Origin of the sequence: Collinsella aerofaciens, assembly GCF_015554145.1 — a bacterium.
In the GTDB taxonomy this organism is placed as follows: Bacteria; Actinomycetota; Coriobacteriia; order Coriobacteriales; family Coriobacteriaceae; genus Collinsella; species Collinsella aerofaciens_AA.
In genome coordinates, this window is record NZ_JADNHZ010000008.1 from 84,935 (window position 1) to 98,425 (window position 13,491).

Below are 13,491 nucleotides of genomic sequence, written 5' to 3' on the forward strand. Positions count from 1 at the left end.
GGACGACAACCTCTCCCGCGCGGGCACGCTCGCCCGCTCTCCCCCGCCGTTCGTATTCGACGCGTTTGTCCTACTCTATCCCCATTTTTTGCCGGCGCCAGTGAGGAATGTAACGAAGCGCGCCAAAAAACGAACGGGACGACGCCCAAAAGAAGAGGTCCCGAGCGGGACCTCTATATGGTGGAGCTTATCTTGAAAGGTAGCAGACTACTTCGCACAGCGACACACGATCCTCGCTATGCTTTACGCGTTGTTTACTGTTCGCTATTCGCAATCGCCTGGTCGATAAGCTTGTCGAGTGCTGCGCGCTGCTCGGCGGAGCTGATGGCTCCCACGATTGGATCCCCTACGATGTTGCCATTCTGATCGATGACATACGTTGTCGGGAACGAGAACAAATTTGACGTAAACTTACCGGCCTCGCTATCCGACTTGAACCAGATGTTCTTATATGTCACGCCCTTCTTGCTCAGCACGTCCTTGGCGTCTGCAATCTCGCCCTTGTTGCCATCGAGCGTAAAGGAATTGACGCCCACGACCTGGCCGCCCTTCTTGGCAAGCTCCTTATTCAGGTCCTCAAGGTCGCCCAACTCACCCACGCACGGCTTGCAAGTGGTGAACCAGAAGTTCATGACGGTGACCTTGTTCTTAGAGAACAGCTCGTCGCTGTTCACGTCGTTGCCATCCAGGTCCTTGCCCGTAAAGCTGGGGAACTTCGTCGCCTCGCTCGAAGCATTGGCACCAGCCGTCATGCCAGCGGTCGAAGCGTCGACGCTCTCGCCTGCACTCGGCGTGCTTCCACAGCCGGGGAACTCCTTCTCCAAGCTCTCGAGCTTGTCCTCGATCTCCTTGATCTGCTGTGCACCGGCCTTGAGCGTCTTAAGCTCATCCGCCGTGAACTCATCCTTGGCGCCGTCGATGGTTTTGAGCAGGAAATCGCCGTAATTGCTACCGTCCTCAATCATTGCCGATTCTTTATTTGCCGCATTGAATACCTTTTCCCACAGCGCGTTATCACTCGAAAAGATCTCGTTCTCCTTCTGCATGAGCTTCGCATACAGCTCGGCGGCCTCGTCGGCATTGGCCGGCTTCTGCGCAGTGAGCTCTGCGATCTTAGGATCGGAGCTCGCAGATTCGCTCGCATTGCCACCGGGCGCCGAACATGCCACAAGGCACAAGGCCAATACCGGCACCATAAACAGGGCCGCAATCTTAGAAAGCTTCATAGTCATTCCTCCGTTTTGTCGAAGCTTGTTTACTTTTTATCGGCGGTCAAGGGAAGCTTTTCCGCCGACACATCCAGGCCATAGCGATAGCTGATGGCATCGACAGGACAGGCCCCGATGCACTTTCCGCACCGGATGCATTCGGCATGATTGGGCGCGCGGACCACATCAACGTCCATCTGACAAACCTTTGAGCACTTGCCGCACGAGACGCATTTGCACGCGTCGACCTGAATCCCCAACAAGGACACCCTATTCATGAGCGCATAGAATGCGCCGAGCGGGCAAATCCATTTGCAGAAGGGGCGATAGAACAAAACGCTCAGCACTATCACGGCAACGAGAACGGCAAGTTTCCAAGTAAAGAGATGTCCCAACGCAGATCGAATGCCGGCATTGGCAATGGCCAGCGGAATGGCGCCCTCGAGCACACCCTGCGGACAGATGTACTTACAAAAGAACGGGTCGCCCATGCCCACGTCGTTAACCACCAAGACGGGCAGCAGCACCACGGCAAACAGCAGCACAACGTACTTGATGTACGTGAGCGGCTTGAGCTTTTTCGTGGAGAACTTTTTGCCGGGAATCTTATGAAGCAGCTCCTGCAGCCAGCCAAACGGGCACAAAAACCCGCATACAAATCGTCCCAGCAGCACGCCGAGCAAAATGAGCGTACCGGTAACGTAGTAGGAGAAGTTGAACTTGGATGAACCTACCACCGACTGGAACGACCCGATGGGGCACGCACCCGATGCCGCGGGGCACGAATAACAATTAAGTCCAGGTACGCAGACTGTTTTTCCCGCGCCCTGATAGATGCCGCCTTTGGCAAAGTTTGGCAGGTGAATGTTGGTGATGAGCGTCGCCGCCGCCTGAATGAATCCGCGAAATCGGGCCAAAACATGCGACGCAGTGTTTTCTCTTTTATCCAATTCCGATACACTCCAAGCACAGCCTAATCGCTTTGGCCAGCACGGCATCCGCCTCGCCACGCATAACGCCAAAGCACACCATGGCAATTCCGACGATCAACAAAGCGACCTGTACCACGGGTTTTACCGCTTTGAACAATCCGACCACTCCTTTCGTTACGCGACCATTGGACCATATCGACTATAAAATCCGTGTTAAGCGCGATTTGGAATGTGCAAGGAGACTGTTATGCGTATTTTGATCGTCGAAGACGAGCGAGCACTGTGCGATGCAATCGCGCGCAGCTTGCGAAACTTGGCGTACAGCGTCGACTGCTGTCACGATGGACAGGAGGCGCTCGACCTGCTGGGCGTCGAAGTCTTTGACCTCGTGGTGCTCGACCTCAATCTCCCCCGTATCGACGGCATGACCGTGCTCAGGGAACTTAGGAAAACCGACTGCGAGACCAAGGTACTGATTCTGTCCGCACGTGGCGAAGTATCCGATAAAGTCGCCGGACTCGATGCCGGCGCCAACGATTACCTTACCAAGCCGTTTCATCTGGACGAACTTGCGGCAAGGATCCGCAGCCTTACCCTCAGGCGCTTCGCACAAAGCGACATAGTATTAACCTGCGGAAAGCTCAACTTTGACACCAAGGCGCGCATCGCTTCCGTGGACAGTGAGGCTCTATCTCTTACACGCAAGGAAACGGGAATCTTGGAATACCTGATGCTTAATCAGGGGCGACCGGTAAGCCAAGAGGAGCTTATAGAGCACGTTTGGGATAGCACCGTGAACAGCTTTAGCAACGCAACCCGCGTTCACATCTCGTCGCTCCGAAAAAAGTTGCGCGGCGCTTTGGGATACGACCCGATTCGCAATCGGATTGGAGAGGGCTACGTTATGGAGGATGGAGAATGAAAGGGCTTTCGCTGCAATGGCGCATAACGATTATGACGGCACTGCTCACGTGTGCGGCATGCGTGCTGACGAACTGCCTGGTCGGCTATACGGGCATGCGCTACATGGATGCCATCGGCAGCGACATCTCGGCCTTTAACGCAACCGGCGAAGATTCGCTCCAGGCGTTCGACCCAACGAAAGCAGCCCTCGATGACAAGGTCACGATCGTCGTAAACGACGCACAGGAGTCTTTTGGCACGACAGCCTGGTACATCACGGCTGGAGTCACACTCCTTGGCGGCGCGCTGGCATACTTTGTGAGCGGCCGTGCACTCAAACCGCTACGGGCTTTTGCAGCTCAGGTTGAGCGTGTGCAACCTGACAACCTAAGCGAAATCAGACTCAATGAAGATGTGCCCACCGAGCTACAACGATGCAGCGCCTCTTTCAACGACATGATCGCTCGTCTTGGCGAAGGGTTCTCTGCACAGCGTCAGTTTACCGGCAACGCCGCACACGAGCTGCGCACCCCGCTCGCCCTTATGCAAGCACAGATTGAACTATTCATCTCCGAACACTCCGGTTTGCAACCCGAAACAGCCGAGCTGCTCGGCCTGCTACAAGAACAAACCGAGCGCATGTCTCGAATGGCCAAGGTATTGCTCGAGATGAGTGAGCTCCGCAGCGTTCCTTGCGAGGACGATGTTGAACTTGGTCCCTTGTCCGAAGAGGTCCTCACCGACCTAGCGCCACTTGCCGAAAATAAGGGCATAGCCCTCAATTGTGCTGGAGACGCTTTAGTAATCGGGAGCGACACGCTCCTCTATCGGCTGGTGTTTAACCTGGTCGAAAATGCCATCCGTTACAGCCGCCCCGGCTCGACTGTCAACGTCTCCATCTGCGACAACGACAGCCGCGTGTTCCTGCGAGTCGAGGACCAGGGCCCGGGAATACCCAAACAGTACCGTGAGAGCATCTTCCAACCGTTCTTTCGCCTGGATAAATCCCGCAGCAGGGCATACGGCGGCGCAGGACTCGGGCTAGCGCTCGTTTGGGAGATTGCAGCGCTTCACGGTGGCGCCGTAGAGGTCGAAGCAAGTTCCGAGAACGGGACCACTATGCTCGCAAGCCTTCCAAAACGATCCGCAGCATTAACCGAACAGTAAAACGAAAGGGGTCCCGCACACGTTTGCGCGGGACCCCTCTCCGTCAATGCAATTCGCCCAAAAGAGTAGAAGTTTACTCCCACTCGATGGCGTCGGTTCTGCCGTCCCGTCACTCCAGTTACACCCAGTTTTCGGCATCGACACGGAACGCGTGCCGCCGAATGACGCGATGTCGCGTTTCGTCGGCTTCGGGGACAAAAGCTGGGACAACCTCAAAAACTTTTTTCAAACTCAGGGCTTTGAGTTTTTGTTTTTGTCCCAAAGTGCGCGGCGGGTCGCCTTTGGAGGCTCGATGGCGCCGAAAACGCCCGTTTTGAAACTCAACCGCCCTTTTGCCCGCAAGCCGCCAGCTGCAATCGCAAGTGAATTAACGCGGGTGGCTTGCGCGCCATTTGCAAAACCCCAGGTCGCAGGTCTTCGCCATTCGTGAACAAAGTGAGTAGTCTCAGGTGGCTTGCTTATGAGTTGGCGAACGGGCCTTCAGGATTCAGGGCAAACATGCTGGTAGAATAGGATTCTCAAATCAACGACAGGAGACCGAGCATGGCCGAACCCCACGATAGGAAGCCGATCCTCACGATCGAGCAGCAGATAGAGCACCTCAAGCAGAAGGGCGTAGCCTTCGAGCTGTGTTCCGAGGAAGAGGCCGCGGACTACCTGCGCGACAAGTGCAACTTCTTCAAGCTCGCATCCTACCGCAAACTCTTCTCGAAATACGAGGGAGGCCCGCGCGACGGCCGCTACGTAGACCTCGACTTCGGCCAGCTGCGCCTGCTCGCGGCGCTCGACCAGGAGCTGCGCCACGCCCTGCTCGGCATGACGCTCGACATCGAGCATTTCCAGAAGGTGACACTGCTTCGCGAGATGGAGGACCGTGGAGAGGACGGCTACGCCATCGTGGCCGACTACATGGCATCGCTTACCACTGCAAACAGGGAGTACCGCCTGCGCGAGCTCAAGATGAGCGGCCGCAGCCCCTACAGCTCGAGCCTCTACGCGAAGTACTCCGGCGACATGCCTGCCTGGGCCTTCCTTGAGCTCACCTCGTTCGGCACCCTCATCGACTTCGTGCGCTTCTGCGCCAGGCGATGGGGCGACAGGCGCCTCGAGGCCTCCCACTACGACCTCAAGCGCGTGAAGTCCGTCCGCAACTGCGCCGCGCACGGCTCGTGCCTGATCAACTGCTTCGCCGAGAGGGGCGCCGCCCGGGGCTCGGCGTCCAGCGGCGTCTCCCGAAGGGTCGCCGCCGTGGGAATTCCCAAGGCGACCAGGAGGAAGTGGATGGGGAATACGGCCATGCAGGAGGTCGCGACCGTGCTCGTGGCGCACTCCGGCTTGGTACCCGAGGGCTCCTCGCGCTCGCGCGCCGCATCCGAGCTCGCCGAGATGTTCGCCAGGGCCGACGGCGAAACCGAGGCGCTGCCCGACAAGGGGCCCGACGCCGCAGCTCGCTCCGCGCTCGAGTTCCTTCGCAGGTTGACAGAATCGCTCGGGTTGGTAGAATAGCCTGCAGATAGCAAAACCTTCACGGTTTTAGGGGCGGACTTGCGCAAGCGACTCTGCCCTATTTTTATATTCACTCGCTATAGGAGACGGGTGATACCTGGGTCAATGACAGAACTGAGAAGCCCGGAATAATGGAGCCAGTTAGAAACCCTCGGGTTTGCGGGGCGGGATCGTGAGAGCGATTCTGCCCTATTTTTTCCTCCGTCTGCCCCAAACCAAGTAGTTCGAAGATAGCCTGTAGGTGTCCTCGTGGGCGCCTTTTATTTTCAGGGAATCGGCCGCTTCATGAACGAGCGACCGGCTTGACCTAGATCGAACCGCCTTCATCTCCGTCTAGGCGCCGGCAATCAACATCGTGAATCCGCGCGTGCTACAATGCGGGCACCAGAGATGAAAACACAGTCCCCGTCGGGTAGTCGTGGGCGTGCGGGAGTCCGCATCAGTAACCTGCCTCCTTGGTTGTCCCTTCTCTGCATGGTCATCTACATAAAGGAGGAACCAGCCATGCAGATCAGCGTGTCGTCCACCCTGACCGTATATCACGACGGCCAATTCTGGGTCGGGCTGGCGGAGCATGTCGAGGACGGAAGGTACGGCGTCGCCCGCATCGTCTTCGGCGCAGAACCGTCCGATGAGGAGATCCTGCGATTCGTTGTCAACAAATGGGCGAAGCTCTCGTTCTTCGGTCACGGTCCGACCGAGGCGAGCAAGCCCGCGAAGAACCCCAAGCGACGCGCCCGCGAGGCGGCGAAAGCCCTCAAGCAGCCGGCGATGAGCACCAAGGCGCAGCAGGCGCTCGCGAATCAGCGGGAGACGATGAAGCGGGAATCGGCTCAAGCAAGAAGCCAGCGTCGCGCGGATGAGGCGGAGGCGCGCTTCGAGCAGCGAAAACTGAAGCGCAAACAGAAGCATCGCGGTCATTGATACCACCATCAACCCATATATAGCAGCAGGCGTAGCTTCGATTGAAACTACGCCTGCCACCTGGTGCTATAACGTTATACAGAACGTATGTTCTATACCCACTCGATGACTAACCCAGTCCGAGCACTACCGATGCGTGTCGCGTCATACCGCCTAAGAGCTGATTCGTTCAGAAAAGGTTCAGGGGGATTGTCGAGTTTATTGCACCCTCGCGTTTTGCAAAATAGAGCACAAGGCCCTTTAGCTCGAATTATTGCATTTAGAACCCCGCCGCTCGTCCATCCTAGCTTGCCCAGAAAGCCCTCCCGCGATGTCCGTGTTCCAACGGATGGGTACCATTTATCCGGGTGCACCTGGGGCAACGGGCCGGCAGGCCCGCGCAAGGTCGCTCGCAGAACACGCAACATCAAACACGACAGAAGAGGCGAACGACAGATGCCGGACCCCGGACGACAGCACCGCGGAAGACGAGCATTCCGACCACAACCGAACAACTCCAGCTACTAGGCAGGCGCCCGCATGGGCGCCTTTTACTTTTCGGGGGCTTAGCTGCCAGCTAAGGCACGCGGCTCATGGCCGTTTCGTGAAGACACGACCAGCTCGACCCATCTCGACCCGTCTCAGCTCCTGCCGTGCTCACCAATCGACATCAGGCGGTTCAATCGTCGCGCAGACGAAAAGGGACACGGTGCCGTGCGGTGTGCTCGCGCGGTGCCGCACGGGAAGATTGGAGGAACCATGGCACGCACAGCCGAATGCGTCGCGCCCGAGGGCAACCAAGATCGCGACGAATGGATGACGGTGATCGAGATGCAGGAGTACATGAGGGCGAGCCGAAACAAGGCATACGACCTCATCTGGTCGGGAGAGATCGACTCGTACAGGCTCGGAAGGAAGCTCCTGGTGTCGAGGGCGTCAGTGGACGCCTACATCGAGTCGAGGAGCGGGAGAAAATGACGGCGGCGACCGCCCCAGGAGCCGCCCGCGGCCGGGCACGCGAGGGAGCCTCGAGACGAAAGGAGCTCGAGGACGACCATGACCAAGAGCATTAGCAGGAGCCAGGTGAGGCTCATCGCATCGACCAACGCGATATTCGGCGCCGACGAGGCGTGCGCGATGCTGCGCATCAGCCGCGACGCCATGTACCGGCTCGCCAAGGACCCCGACGACCCGTTCCCGATCCGCTACATCGGCGGCAAGACGCGCGACGGCATCGTGCTGCACGACGAGCTCGTCGCATGGGTCGAGCGGAACAGCATCGTCGGCTCGCCCAGAAGGGGCTAGCGCCGATGGCGGCCGCAGGCCCGAAGGGGCGCGACGGCCCCTCCCCGCGCGAGTTCACGACGGTACGGCACTTCATGATGGCGGACCTGGGCCTCTCCGGCCTTTCCCTGCTCGTCTACGCGCGCATCTTCGGCTTCTGCGATGCCGGGTGCGGCTACTTCGAGAGCAAGGGCGGCCTGGCCCGATTCCTCAACGTGCAGGAGCGCAGCGTCCACCGCGCCATCCGCGACCTGCTCGACCGGGGCCTCATCGAAGAGTGCGGCATGCACGCCCCGGCACGCGGGCACGCCACCAAGCGGTACCGCATCGTGCGCGAGAGGCTGCCGCCCGGAGCGCTGGCAACCCCTGACGGTTCGTCAGGGTTTCCGGCGCGAAAGGGTGACGAAATGACAGGGTTCGCAGCGAACAAGGATGACGAACCGTCAGGGTTCGCAGCCAGAACCCCTGACGAAATGACAGGGAAACCCCTGACGATATGCCACCCAATAAGCAAAAGGGACAACAAGGACTTCAGAAGATAAGAAAGGGGCGCCCGATGGACCGAGCGGGACTCATCACCCTGGAGCAGGCCCGGGCGGCCGGGCTCTCCTTCGACGAGCCGGAGCCGAGGGCGTGCCCGCACTGCGGCGCCGCCCTCGATCCGCTCGGCGCGGCGCTGGCGGGCAGGGTCGCCTGGGTCTCCGCCGCCCCTTGCCCGTGCGAGGGCGCAGCCAGCGAGCGGGAGGCCGAGGCGCGAAGGCGCGCGGCCCTCGCCGCCAAGGAGGAGGCCGCCCGCCGGGAGAAGGCGCTCTCGCGCGCGGGCATCCCCAGGCGCTACCGGGCCGCCGAGGCCGACCGCTCCGAGTTCGCCGAGTACATCGCCTCGTTCGCGGGCAACGGGGGCGCCGGGCTCTACATACACGGGGGCGTCGGCGCCGGCAAGACGCACGCCGCCTCCGCCATGGCCAGGCTGTTCGCCGAGGCCGGCTACGACGTCGCCTTCACGACGGCCAAGGGGATGCTCGAGCGCGTGAAGGCCACGTTCGACGAGGGCGGCACCGAGGCCGCCGTCGCGCGGTACGCCAAGTGCGACGTCCTCGTGCTCGACGACCTCGGCAAGGAGGACGCGACGGAATGGTCCGTCGGCACCGTGTTCAGCGTGCTCGACGCGCGCTACGAGGACATGCGCCCGACCATCGTCACGTCGAACTACGCGCCGGGCGCGCTGGCGGACAGGCTCGCGAGGCGCGGCGAGCGCGTAACGGCAGAGGCGATCGCGAGCAGGATCTCCCAGACCTGCAGGCCCGTCTACCTGGGCGGAAGGGACAGGCGCCGGCTCGGCTAGCTTGTGCGCTTCCCGTGGAGGCGCGGACGGCTCGACCCAGCTCGACCCATCGCGGGCGGCCCCGGTCGCCGCCGCAATCGAAATCGCTATACACGTCTTGGGCGGCGCCGACGCGCCAGCACGCACGCCTGCTCCGACTCGCACCGTGCCCCCATCGCGAGGACGCCGCCCGCCAAGCAACAAACGAAAGGCGGAGGGCCCATGGACGGCTTCGAGAGGATAACCGGCCGCGAGCACGACGGGCTCGTGGAGAAGTGCCAGGAGAACGGCTGGCTCAAGGTCGGCGGCTTCGACTGGCAGGACGACCCGTTCCTCGAGGAGTACCCCTACGAGTTCTCCCGCACGGACAGCGTCGACAGGCTCCGCGAGGCGATCGGCTCGGGCAACTGGGCCATACGCCAGGGGTTCTGCTACCGCGACCTCGCGTTCATCCAGCAGGTGAACGGCGGCGACGAGTGGTGGACGCTCAAGCGCGACGGCGACGCGTGGACCGGCTTCGAGAGCTGGAGCTTCGGCGCCATCGCCCAGGAGCCCGAGCGGTTCGAGCGCGCCATGCGCGACATGTGCGAGGCGACGCCAGAGCAGTGCCGCAGCGGCGAGTGGGCCCATCTGCACGAGAAGGCTCCCGAGCCGCTGGCGCAGCGCGCCGCGTCCGCCCGCGAGGCGAGCCGCGCGCACGCCGGGCAGGAAGCCCGCGCCCCAATGGCGCGCGAGAGGGCCGTCGGGGCCGAATAGGGACGACCGGGGCGCGAAGGCGCCCCTTTTCATCTCGACTGGAAGGGAGGCGCGGGATGGCGAGCGACTACGGGGACGAGGCGGGCGGCAAGCTGCTCGACTGGATGCTGAGGATCGGCCAGGAGGCCGGCGCCGAGGCAATGGCGCGCAGCGCGAGGGAGCTCTCCGAGCGCCTCGCGGGAATCCGCGGGACCATCGCCGGCGGGCGCGCCGAGGCCATCGCGGCCGACGGCGTGCCGGCCTACGCGAAGCTCAGCCTCGAGGAGCTCTCTGGGCTTCCCGAGTACGCGACGATCAAGGAGGTCGTCTCCGACAAGCTGCGCGCCGCGTCGGTCGAGCACCACATCATCCCCGGCGAGGGCCGCGACTGGCTGCTCTTCAAGGTGGAGGACGCCCCCGAGGTCGACGAGGCCTTCCGCCAGCTGGAGCAAGAGACGGGCAAGGCCGCCGATCGCGCAAGGGAGCGGCTCTCCGAGATAGCCGAGAGGCGCCAGGCGCCCGAGCGGCTGGCGGAGCGCGCCGAGCGGGCGCGCGAGGCGTCGAGGGCCCACAGCCAGGGCATCGGCCGGGACCGCGGCCCGCGACATATCGAGGGGCCCGAGAGATGAGGTGGCAGGCGGCGGCCGCGCTGGCCGCGGCAGCGTTCGCCGCGGGAGACTTCGCGGCCGCGGCAATCGCGGCGTCGGGCGCGAACCCGATCCTCGACCCGGAGGCCGCCATGGCGGCGATACCCGCGGCGCTCCGCGCGGGGCGCGTCTTCTCCGCGGAGGCGCTTCCCCTGTGCGCCGGGACCGCCTGCGCGTGCGGCGCGCTCCTCGCCTGGGCCCGCTCACTGGGGACCAAGGGGGCCCGACGCGACGGCGAGGAGCACGGGAGCTCCAGGTGGGCCACGCCTAAGGACATCGCGCCCTTCGGCGACGCCAAGGACCCCGACAACAACATCATCCTCACCGACAGCGCGCGCATCCGCCTCGTGAGCCGCAGGTTCGACCTCTCCACCGACACCAACGACAACGTGCTCGTGGTGGGAGGACCCGGCACCGGCAAGACACGCTACTACGTCAAGCCGAACCTCCTGCAGGCCAACGCCAGCTTCTTCGTGACCGACCCGAAGGGCACGCTCATCCGCGAGATGGGCGGCGCGCTGGCGGAGCTCGGCTACGAGATCCGCGCATTCGACACCATCGACTTCTCGCGCTCCATGCGCTTCAACCCCATAGCCTACATACGCGACGAGGCGGGCGTCATCCGCTTCGCCCGCGGCATCGTCGCCAACACCGAGGGCGAGGCCGACCACAAGGGCGACCCCTACTGGGAGAAGGCCGAGCGCCTGGTCTACACCGCGCTCACGGCCTACCTCGTCATGCACTGCGAGCCCGCCGACCGAAACCTCGACGGGCTGCTCACGCTGCTCTCGCTCGCCGACGCACGCGACGACCCGGGCTACATGAGCCCGCTCGACATGGTGTTCCGCGAGCTGGAGACCGGCGAGCGCTACGTCAGGCGCGGCGGCGCCTCGGCGGAGGGCGGTTCGCTGCGCGGCTTTTCCGAGGAGGACGGCGCGTGGGAGTGGGTCAAGGTCCGCGAGCCGGCGCCGCCCGACGACTTCGCGCTCGCGAGCTACCGCGAGTTCCGCGTCGCCGCCGGCGACACCATGAAGTCGATGCTCTCGAGCTGCAACGTCCGCCTGAAGCCGCTGTCCATCCGCGCCGTGCGCGACCTGACCTCCAAAGACGAGCTCGACCTCGCCCACATGGGAGACGAGGGCGCCAGGGTCGCGCTCTTCGCGTCGATGAGCGACACCGACTCGACCTTCGACTTCCTGTTCGCCCTGCTCATGGACACGGCCGTGAGCGCGCTCTGCGCCGAGGCGCTCGAGGCGCACGGCGGCTCTCTGCCCACGACGGTGCACTTCGTCTTCGACGAGTTCGCCAACATCGGGCGCATCCCCGACTTCGAGCGCACCATCGCGGTCACCCGCAGCCGGAACATCGCGGTCTCGATGATCGCCCAGTCGCTCTCGCAGCTGAAGGAGACCTACGGCGACAACAACGCCGAGACCATCGTGAACGCCTGCGACACGCTGCTCTACCTGGGCGGCAAGGCGAACGAGACCAACGAGGAGATCAGCAAGATGGCCGGCAAGCAGACGGTGGCGAGCGAGACGCAGAGCGACTCGCGGGGCGCCGGCTGGACCCGCACCGTGAACCGGGGCGTCTCCGAGCGCGACCTCATACAACCCGCCGAGGTGGCGCGCATGCCGCGCGAGGACGCGCTCGTGCTCGTGAACGGCTGCATGCCGCTCATGGACCGGAAGTACCGGCTCGAGCGGCACCCGCGCTCGCGCCTGCTCGAGGAGGCAGCCCGCCGCGGCCCGTTCGACTTCGCGGAGTACCGCAGGCGGAAGGGCGGCCTCTCGTGACGGGGCCGCGGCGGGCGCGGGCCTCCCCCGCCGCGGGGGAGGAACGGCAAGGAACATCGTCAACCGAAAGCAAAGGAGAGCAGCATGCTCGCAAACGTCATCAAGCTCGTGTCGGGCTGCGTGACCTTCCTCGGCGGCTTCCTGGTCGTGTGGGGAGCGGTCTCGCTCGGCCTGGCCATCAGGGAGCAGCAGGGCGGCCCGCAGATCGCGACCGCCATATCCACCATCGCCGGCGGCGCGATCATCATCGCCGCGTCGGTCTACTTCGGGCAGCTGGACACGTCCTGGCTGCCGGCATAGGGGGCGTCGCGAATGGCGCTCCGGATACCGGTGCAGAAGGACATCGGAGAGTACGAGGAGAAGATCGTCGGGAAGATGAGCCTGCGCACGCTCGCCTGCGTGTCGCTCGGCTTCGGCAGCGCGGTCGGGGCGGCGGCCTTCGTCCACCTGGGCCTGCGCGCCGACGTCGCGGACGCGGCCTTCCCGATCATGCTCTGCAGCATGCCGTTCTGGCTCGCCGGGTTCTGGCGGCCCTTCGGCATGCGGGCCGAGGAGCTGCTGCCGCTTTTGGCGGCCCACGAGCTCTCCCCGCAGCTGCTCGCGTACGAGCCATGCCTCGCCGGGAGCCTCCCCGAGGGCTCGCCGCGCCCGGGCCGCCCGGGACGGCGCGCGAGGCGCAGTGCCAGGAAGAAAGGAGCCGAGCTCTATGAGCCGAGCAAGAACCAACAAGGAGAATAGGCCGAAGCGCCCGAGCACCCTCGGGCTGCTCCTCGGCGGCACGGGCGGGCGCAAGGACGCCTCGAAGGGCGCGGAGGCCGAGCGGCAGAGGCGCCGCCGGGAGCGCGACCGCTCGAGCGAGATGGCCGCCTACGTCGGCTACGACGCCATGTACAGGGACGGCATCGCCCAGGTGATGCCGGGGATGTTCAGCCAGACGGTCGAGTTCTCCGACATCAGCTACCAGTCCGCGCGCAAGGAGGCGCGCGAGACGGCCTTCACCGTGATGAGCTGTTAGCGCTACTGTAAAAACAACCATTTTGACCAACGCTCAATAACCAATCATGCCAACGCAATCCCGCCATTTGC

Annotated in this window: 18 protein-coding genes; 15 read left to right on the top strand and 3 right to left on the bottom strand. The window is 63.2% G+C overall.

Translation table 11 applies throughout. The features are described from left to right. Positions 1-254: 254 nt before the first annotated feature. From I2E13_RS04730 to I2E13_RS11305, 3 genes are read right to left on the bottom strand one after another with little or no spacing between them, the layout of a single operon-like run. Positions 255-1,226 (bottom strand): TlpA family protein disulfide reductase, encoded by a 972-nt coding sequence (locus I2E13_RS04730; RefSeq protein WP_195404327.1) that lies wholly within the window; start codon positions 1,224-1,226, stop codon positions 255-257. Positions 1,227-1,255: 29 nt separating this feature from the next. Further along, a complete protein-coding gene (locus tag I2E13_RS04735) occupies positions 1,256-2,158 on the bottom strand; it encodes a 4Fe-4S binding protein (protein ID WP_195404328.1) in 903 nt (300 codons plus the stop codon). After that, a complete protein-coding gene (locus I2E13_RS11305) occupies positions 2,151-2,240 on the bottom strand; it encodes a CD1871A family CXXC motif-containing protein (RefSeq protein WP_022094046.1) in 90 nt (29 codons plus the stop codon). The genes I2E13_RS04735 and I2E13_RS11305 overlap by 8 nt, the downstream gene beginning before the upstream one ends. A 129-nt stretch (positions 2,241-2,369) precedes the next feature. On the opposite strand from I2E13_RS11305, the gene I2E13_RS04740 reads away from it, so the two are divergent. The 15 genes from I2E13_RS04740 to I2E13_RS04810 all read left to right on the top strand — a co-directional run bounded on the left by I2E13_RS04740 (position 2,370) and on the right by I2E13_RS04810 (position 13,420). Continuing rightward, entirely contained in the window at positions 2,370-3,062 is a 693-nt protein-coding gene (locus tag I2E13_RS04740; RefSeq protein WP_118205423.1) for a response regulator transcription factor, read from the top strand. After that, positions 3,059-4,210, top strand: coding sequence for a sensor histidine kinase (locus I2E13_RS04745; RefSeq protein WP_195404329.1), 1,152 nt, complete (start codon positions 3,059-3,061; stop codon positions 4,208-4,210). Before I2E13_RS04740 ends, I2E13_RS04745 begins: the two co-directional genes overlap by 4 nt. Positions 4,211-4,361: 151 nt before the next feature. Beyond that, the gene (locus I2E13_RS04750) at positions 4,362-4,640 is read left to right on the top strand and encodes a hypothetical protein (protein WP_129583900.1); all 279 of its coding nucleotides are present in this window, start codon (positions 4,362-4,364) and stop codon (positions 4,638-4,640) included. A 113-nt stretch (positions 4,641-4,753) separates the two neighbouring features. Further along, positions 4,754-5,716: an Abi family protein gene (locus tag I2E13_RS04755; protein WP_075844146.1), complete on the top strand. Its 963-nt coding sequence runs from the start codon at positions 4,754-4,756 to the stop codon at positions 5,714-5,716. A gap of 504 nt (positions 5,717-6,220) precedes the next feature. Beyond that, positions 6,221-6,640 (top strand): YjdF family protein, encoded by a 420-nt coding sequence (locus tag I2E13_RS04760; protein WP_195404330.1) that lies wholly within the window; start codon positions 6,221-6,223, stop codon positions 6,638-6,640. A gap of 738 nt (positions 6,641-7,378) precedes the next feature. Continuing rightward, positions 7,379-7,597 carry a helix-turn-helix domain-containing protein gene (locus tag I2E13_RS04765; RefSeq protein WP_117734617.1) on the top strand — a complete coding sequence of 73 codons (219 nt, stop codon included), beginning with the start codon at positions 7,379-7,381 and terminating at the stop codon, positions 7,595-7,597. A 78-nt stretch (positions 7,598-7,675) separates the two neighbouring features. Then, complete coding sequence (locus I2E13_RS04770) at positions 7,676-7,924, top strand: helix-turn-helix transcriptional regulator (RefSeq protein ID WP_101677788.1); 249 nt, start codon at positions 7,676-7,678, stop codon at positions 7,922-7,924. 5 nt (positions 7,925-7,929) lie between these two features. Then, complete coding sequence (locus I2E13_RS04775; protein ID WP_195404331.1) at positions 7,930-8,445, top strand: hypothetical protein; 516 nt, start codon at positions 7,930-7,932, stop codon at positions 8,443-8,445. A 14-nt stretch (positions 8,446-8,459) separates the two neighbouring features. Beyond that, a complete protein-coding gene (locus tag I2E13_RS04780) occupies positions 8,460-9,248 on the top strand; it encodes an ATP-binding protein (protein WP_195404332.1) in 789 nt (262 codons plus the stop codon). Positions 9,249-9,449: 201 nt separating this feature from the next. Beyond that, positions 9,450-9,983: a peptide ABC transporter substrate-binding protein gene (locus tag I2E13_RS04785; RefSeq protein WP_195404333.1), complete on the top strand. Its 534-nt coding sequence runs from the start codon at positions 9,450-9,452 to the stop codon at positions 9,981-9,983. A 56-nt stretch (positions 9,984-10,039) separates the two neighbouring features. Then, the gene (locus tag I2E13_RS04790) at positions 10,040-10,591 is read left to right on the top strand and encodes a hypothetical protein (RefSeq protein ID WP_156996988.1); all 552 of its coding nucleotides are present in this window, start codon (positions 10,040-10,042) and stop codon (positions 10,589-10,591) included. Next, a complete protein-coding gene (locus tag I2E13_RS04795) occupies positions 10,588-12,405 on the top strand; it encodes a VirD4-like conjugal transfer protein, CD1115 family (RefSeq protein WP_195404334.1) in 1,818 nt (605 codons plus the stop codon). The genes I2E13_RS04790 and I2E13_RS04795 overlap by 4 nt, the downstream gene beginning before the upstream one ends. An 84-nt stretch (positions 12,406-12,489) precedes the next feature. Beyond that, positions 12,490-12,705: a hypothetical protein gene (locus tag I2E13_RS04800; protein ID WP_006234636.1), complete on the top strand. Its 216-nt coding sequence runs from the start codon at positions 12,490-12,492 to the stop codon at positions 12,703-12,705. 12 nt (positions 12,706-12,717) lie between these two features. Further along, positions 12,718-13,143 (top strand): PrgI family protein, encoded by a 426-nt coding sequence (locus I2E13_RS04805; protein ID WP_195404335.1) that lies wholly within the window; start codon positions 12,718-12,720, stop codon positions 13,141-13,143. After that, on the top strand, positions 13,112-13,420 hold the full coding sequence (locus tag I2E13_RS04810) for a hypothetical protein (RefSeq protein ID WP_195404338.1): 309 nt from the start codon (positions 13,112-13,114) through the stop codon (positions 13,418-13,420). The genes I2E13_RS04805 and I2E13_RS04810 overlap by 32 nt, the downstream gene beginning before the upstream one ends. The last annotated feature ends 71 nt before the right edge of the window (positions 13,421-13,491 follow it).

Bases quoted from the DNA above. Each gene is read 5' to 3' on its own strand.
- I2E13_RS04730 (WP_195404327.1), bottom strand. From the start codon at position 1,226: ATGAAGCTTTCTAAGATTGCGGCCCTGTTTATGGTGCCGGTATTGGCC.
- I2E13_RS11305 (WP_022094046.1), bottom strand. From the start codon at position 2,240: ATGGTGTGCTTTGGCGTTATGCGTGGCGAGGCGGATGCCGTGCTGGCC.
- I2E13_RS04740 (WP_118205423.1), top strand. From the start codon at position 2,370: ATGTGCAAGGAGACTGTTATGCGTATTTTGATCGTCGAAGACGAGCGA.
- I2E13_RS04745 (WP_195404329.1), top strand. From the start codon at position 3,059: ATGAAAGGGCTTTCGCTGCAATGGCGCATAACGATTATGACGGCACTG.
- I2E13_RS04755 (WP_075844146.1), top strand. From the start codon at position 4,754: ATGGCCGAACCCCACGATAGGAAGCCGATCCTCACGATCGAGCAGCAG.
- I2E13_RS04760 (WP_195404330.1), top strand. From the start codon at position 6,221: ATGCAGATCAGCGTGTCGTCCACCCTGACCGTATATCACGACGGCCAA.
- I2E13_RS04765 (WP_117734617.1), top strand. From the start codon at position 7,379: ATGGCACGCACAGCCGAATGCGTCGCGCCCGAGGGCAACCAAGATCGC.
- I2E13_RS04770 (WP_101677788.1), top strand. From the start codon at position 7,676: ATGACCAAGAGCATTAGCAGGAGCCAGGTGAGGCTCATCGCATCGACC.
- I2E13_RS04775 (WP_195404331.1), top strand. From the start codon at position 7,930: ATGGCGGCCGCAGGCCCGAAGGGGCGCGACGGCCCCTCCCCGCGCGAG.
- I2E13_RS04780 (WP_195404332.1), top strand. From the start codon at position 8,460: ATGGACCGAGCGGGACTCATCACCCTGGAGCAGGCCCGGGCGGCCGGG.
- I2E13_RS04785 (WP_195404333.1), top strand. From the start codon at position 9,450: ATGGACGGCTTCGAGAGGATAACCGGCCGCGAGCACGACGGGCTCGTG.
- I2E13_RS04790 (WP_156996988.1), top strand. From the start codon at position 10,040: ATGGCGAGCGACTACGGGGACGAGGCGGGCGGCAAGCTGCTCGACTGG.
- I2E13_RS04795 (WP_195404334.1), top strand. From the start codon at position 10,588: ATGAGGTGGCAGGCGGCGGCCGCGCTGGCCGCGGCAGCGTTCGCCGCG.
- I2E13_RS04800 (WP_006234636.1), top strand. From the start codon at position 12,490: ATGCTCGCAAACGTCATCAAGCTCGTGTCGGGCTGCGTGACCTTCCTC.
- I2E13_RS04805 (WP_195404335.1), top strand. From the start codon at position 12,718: ATGGCGCTCCGGATACCGGTGCAGAAGGACATCGGAGAGTACGAGGAG.
- I2E13_RS04810 (WP_195404338.1), top strand. From the start codon at position 13,112: ATGAGCCGAGCAAGAACCAACAAGGAGAATAGGCCGAAGCGCCCGAGC.